At 73.4% G+C, this 4,234-nt stretch carries 4 protein-coding genes; 3 read left to right on the forward strand and 1 reads right to left on the reverse strand.

Annotated features, from left to right (window positions below; all coding sequences use genetic code 11):
• Window positions 1-155: 155 nt before the first annotated feature.
• Complete coding sequence (locus WA805_RS29515; RefSeq protein WP_422341010.1) at window positions 156-1,412, reverse strand: hypothetical protein; 1,257 nt, start codon at window positions 1,410-1,412, stop codon at window positions 156-158.
• A gap of 312 nt (window positions 1,413-1,724) precedes the next feature.
• Between WA805_RS29515 and WA805_RS29520 the strand changes: the two genes are divergently transcribed.
• The 3 genes from WA805_RS29520 to WA805_RS29530 form a co-directional block, all read left to right on the forward strand.
• Window positions 1,725-2,726, forward strand: coding sequence for an ABC transporter substrate-binding protein (locus tag WA805_RS29520; protein WP_425243961.1), 1,002 nt, complete (start codon window positions 1,725-1,727; stop codon window positions 2,724-2,726).
• A gap of 47 nt (window positions 2,727-2,773) precedes the next feature.
• On the forward strand, window positions 2,774-3,754 hold the full coding sequence (locus WA805_RS29525; RefSeq protein ID WP_422284501.1) for a FecCD family ABC transporter permease: 981 nt from the start codon (window positions 2,774-2,776) through the stop codon (window positions 3,752-3,754).
• A gap of 95 nt (window positions 3,755-3,849) precedes the next feature.
• On the forward strand, window positions 3,850-4,234 hold a 385-nt coding region (locus tag WA805_RS29530), incomplete at its 3' end, for an ATP-binding cassette domain-containing protein (RefSeq protein ID WP_425243962.1).

Here is a 4,234-nt window from a genome sequence, read left to right on the forward strand (position 1 = left end):
GGCCTGGGTCGCGGCCCGCCGGGAGGACGCGAGGTGGGCGCGGGAGTACCTGCTGCCGTGGGTCAACCGCCGCCTGCACGGCACCTCCTCCGGCGACGGCCTCCCCGGCAAGCGCCCCAGCCTCCAGCCGGTGAACCCGGCCCTGTGAACCACACCTAGACGGTTTCAGGGCTCGCCGTCGGCGTGAGTTCGGTGCTCCGGTCGGCGGCATGACCGACGCGTGGTCTGGACAGGGCGAGCATGCCGGCAAGGCCGATGACCAGCGGGACCCACCAGACCCAGACGCTGTGCGACGAGCCCTGGGCCGCCGCGGTCAGGCCGCCCGCGAGAACGGACGCGGCCACCAGCCGGATCCAGCGGAGCGTCGCGGCGGGGATCAGCGCCACGGCCAGCACCGGCCACGGGTAGTAGGACACCATCACCGGCTCGAAGAACGACCGCAGCGCCAGCGCGAGCGCCGCCCACCAGAGCACGTCGGCCAGCAGTGACGGCGGCCACGAGCCGCCCTCGGCCGTCTCGGCCTGGGCGAGCCAGCGGCGGCGGACCGCGAGCGCGCAGCAGCAGGCGAGCACGATCGTGGCGAGCCGCGCGGGGCCGGCCGCGACGTTCGTGTTTGACAAGTGCGGGGCCAGCGACGTCCACGCGGTGGGGTGGTTGATCACCGGGGAGTTCGGCTGGCTGGTCACCGAGGTGTACGTGGCGTGCCAGTTGGCCAGCGCCGCCACGCCGAGCAGCACCGCGGACGGCAGGGCCGACCTGACGAGGAACGCCGGCATTCGCCGCCACGGCAGGGGCGCGAGCAGCATCGGCAGCGCGAGCAGCACCAGCGGCTGGACGCAGACCGCGGCGCCGGCGAGCCAGCCAGCCAGCGCGGTCCGCGACCGGCCCAGCGCGAGCACGGCGTAGAGCAGCAGCCCGACCGCTACGGCGTCCTCCGGGTGCCCCCACCGGGCGGACACGTTCCACAGCGCGACCGCGCTCGCGACGGCGAGCAGGCCGCGCTTCCACTTGGTCACGCCGAGCTGCTCGGCGAGGGCGTCGGCGGCGAACAGCGTCACGCAGCACAGCGCGATCTCGTACGGCCCGGCCAGCAGCCAGACCGGCGGGTGCAGGTTGTGCGGGCCGGGGATCTGCAGCGAAAGGCCGGCCGCCGCGATGACCGCGGCGCAGGGCAGCAGGATGATCGCCGCGCCGGGCAGTGACACCAGCCCGGTCGGCTGCGTGTACAGGCCGCCCACGTTGCCGTGCACGAGCCGGACCGTCGCGATCAGCGTCCCCCACAGGTCGTAAGGGAGCGCCCACTCGGCCTTGCCGGTCCACGTTGGCCCCAGGGTCGTGGTGAACATCCCGACCAGGAGCAAGCCAATCGAAGCCACCAGCGGAAATATCCGCCGCTTCAGCTTCTCCCGCATGCCGGTGCCTCTCCGTGCCGTGAACCGCGTGCTACTGTACAGGCGCCGGCCCCCGGCTGCTCATTTTGCTTCCGGCGCCGGCCAGCACGTCAGGCAGCGAAGCCGGTGAAGCCCGCGTCAGCGGGCCATTCCGGCGCTGTCCCGCAACTGTGACGACCCCGCCCGCGGGGTCCTAGCCAGGTCGACTCCTGACGTGCCGGACGATATCGACCCTCGTGGGAAGGGCGATCCGTCCCGGCCGCCGCGGGCGTCGCTCCCGGTGACCGGCGGTCTCGCCTTCCTTCCCGCATTTCCGGGAGGAAGTAGCCCCAGATGAAACCCTCTTCGCGGTCCGGCCCCGGCGCCAGGGCCGCCGCGGCCCTCGCGGCCGCCGCGGTTACGGCCGTAGCGCTAGCCGGCTGCGGCTCGTCGGGCAGCAGCAGCACGTCCACATCCACATCAGCGTCCGCGGGCTCGGCTGCCCCGTCGGCGAGCGCCGCCGCGGCGTTCCCCGTCACGGTCACCGCCGCCAACGGAGCGGTGACGATCAAGAGCCGGCCGGCTCGCATCGTCTCGCTCGACCCGACCTCGACCGAGGACCTGTACGCGATCGGCGCCGGCCCGCAGGTCGTCGCCGTGGACCAGGACTCCAACTACCCGGCGGGCGTGCCGAAGACCGGCCTGTCCGGCCTCACCCCCAACATCGAGGCGATCGCCAAGTACAACCCGAGCCTGGTCGTCGCCTCGCAGAACTCGGGTGGCCTGGTCTCCGGGATGACCAAGCTCGGCATCCCGGTGCTGATCGAGCCCGCTGTCGCCACGCTGGACGCCGTGTACGCGCAGATCCAGCAGGTCGGCGAGGCGACCGGGCACGCCGCGCAGGCCGCCACGGTCGTGACGAGCATGAAGCAGCAGATCGCGGCCGACGTGGCGGAGGCGGGCACCGCGCACAAGGGCGCCACCTACTACTGGGAGCTGAGCGCCAGCCCCTACTACTCGGCCGCCTCCAGCACGTTCATCGGCCAGGTCGTGGGCCTGTTCGGCCTGAAGAACATCGCGGACGCCGCGAGCAAGCCCGCCGACGGCGGTTACCCCCAGCTGTCGCAGGAGTACATCGTCACGGCGAAGCCGCAGATCATCTTCCTCGCCGACAACGAGCCGGCCGACGGCGCGCAGAGCCCGGCCGTGGTCGCCAAGCGCCCCGGCTGGTCGGGCATCCCGGCCGTGCAGAACCACGAGATCATCGGCCTGAACGACGACATCGCGTCCCGCTGGGGACCGCGGCTGCCGCTACTGGTCGCGGAGATCGGCGCGGCGATCGAACAGCTGCATTGAGGAAACTAGGCGCGCTCGGCATCGCGGCGATCTTCCTGATCGCCGCGATGCTGGTCAGCGCGCTCGTCGGCGCGGCCGACCTGAATCCGCTGGACACCGTGGCGGCGCTGGCGGACAAGATCCCCTTCGTCCACCTGCCGTCCGGCCTGTCACCGCTGGACCGCGCCGTGCTGTTCCAGATCCGGCTGCCGCGGGTGGTGCTCTGCGCCCTGGTGGGCGGGCTGCTCTCCATGGCGGGCGCGGGCTACCAGGGCGTCTTCCGTAACCCGCTGGTGGACTCCGGGCTGCTCGGCGCCTCGGCAGGCGCCGGGCTCGGCGCGACGCTCGCGATCGTCTACTTCGGCGCGGTGGGCCCGGGCGCGATCCCCCCTGCCGCGTTCCTCGGCTCGCTCGGCGGGGTCGCGGTCGCCTACCTGACCGGCGCCGCGGCGAGCAGGCGCACCGGCTTCGGCGACGGCGTGGCGACGCTGCTGCTCGCCGGCATCGCGGTCGGCTTCTTCTTCACCGCCGTGCAGACGCTCGTGCTGCAGCGCTCCGCCGAGCAGGACGTGCAGACGGTCTATAACTGGCTGCTCGGCTCGCTGTCCGGTGCGACCTGGCAGCAGGTGGTGTCGATCCTGCCGTACGCCGCCGTCAGCATCGTGGTGGTGCTGCTGCACGGCAGGCACCTCGACGTGCTCGCCGTCGGCGACGAGGAGGCGCGGGCGCTCGGCATGCGGCCGGCGACTGTGCGCCTGATCGTCGTTGCGGCCTGCGCGCTCGCCACGGCGAGCGCGGTCGCGTTCAGCGGGCTGATCGGGTTCGTCGGGATCATCGTCCCGCACATGGCGCGCCGGCTCGGTGGCCCGGGTTACCGCAGCGTGCTGCCCCTGTCGCTGCTTGGCGGGGCCGGCTTCCTGGTGCTCGCCGACACGCTGGCCCGCACCGTGCTGTCCCCGGCCGAACTGCCGATCGGCGTGGTGACCGCGGTCGTCGGCGCACCCGCGTTCGTCTGGATCCTGCGGTCCACGCAGGGAGGACGGACGTGACGGGGCTAGCCAGGGGGGGGCAGCCCCCCCGCGACCCCCCCGGGGGGCTAGCCAGGGGGGGACAGCCCCCCCGCAACCCCCCCGGGGGGCTGGCGGTGCGGGAGCTGACCGTCACCCTGGACCGCAATCCGGTGGTGCGGGGAGTCAGCTGCGCCGTGGCGGCCGGCGGATGGCTGTCGCTGATCGGCCCGAACGGCGCGGGGAAATCCACCCTCATCCGCGCCGCCGCCGGGCTGGTGCCGTACCAGGGGGCGGTGCTGCTCGACGGCGCCGACGTCAGGTCGCTGCGGGCGCGGGAGCGGGCCAGGCTCTTCGCCTACGTCCCCCAGGAGCCGGTGCTCCCGCCGGACATGACCGTCGAGGAGTACGTGCTGCTCGGCCGCACGCCGCACCTGGGCTACCTCGGCTCACCGGGACGGCACGACAGGAACGTGGCGGCGGCCGCGCTTGACCGGCTGGACGCCGCGCGGTTCGCCGCCC

The organism is Trebonia sp. (assembly GCF_049794275.1).
Lineage (GTDB): Bacteria > Actinomycetota > Actinomycetes > Streptosporangiales > Streptosporangiaceae > Trebonia.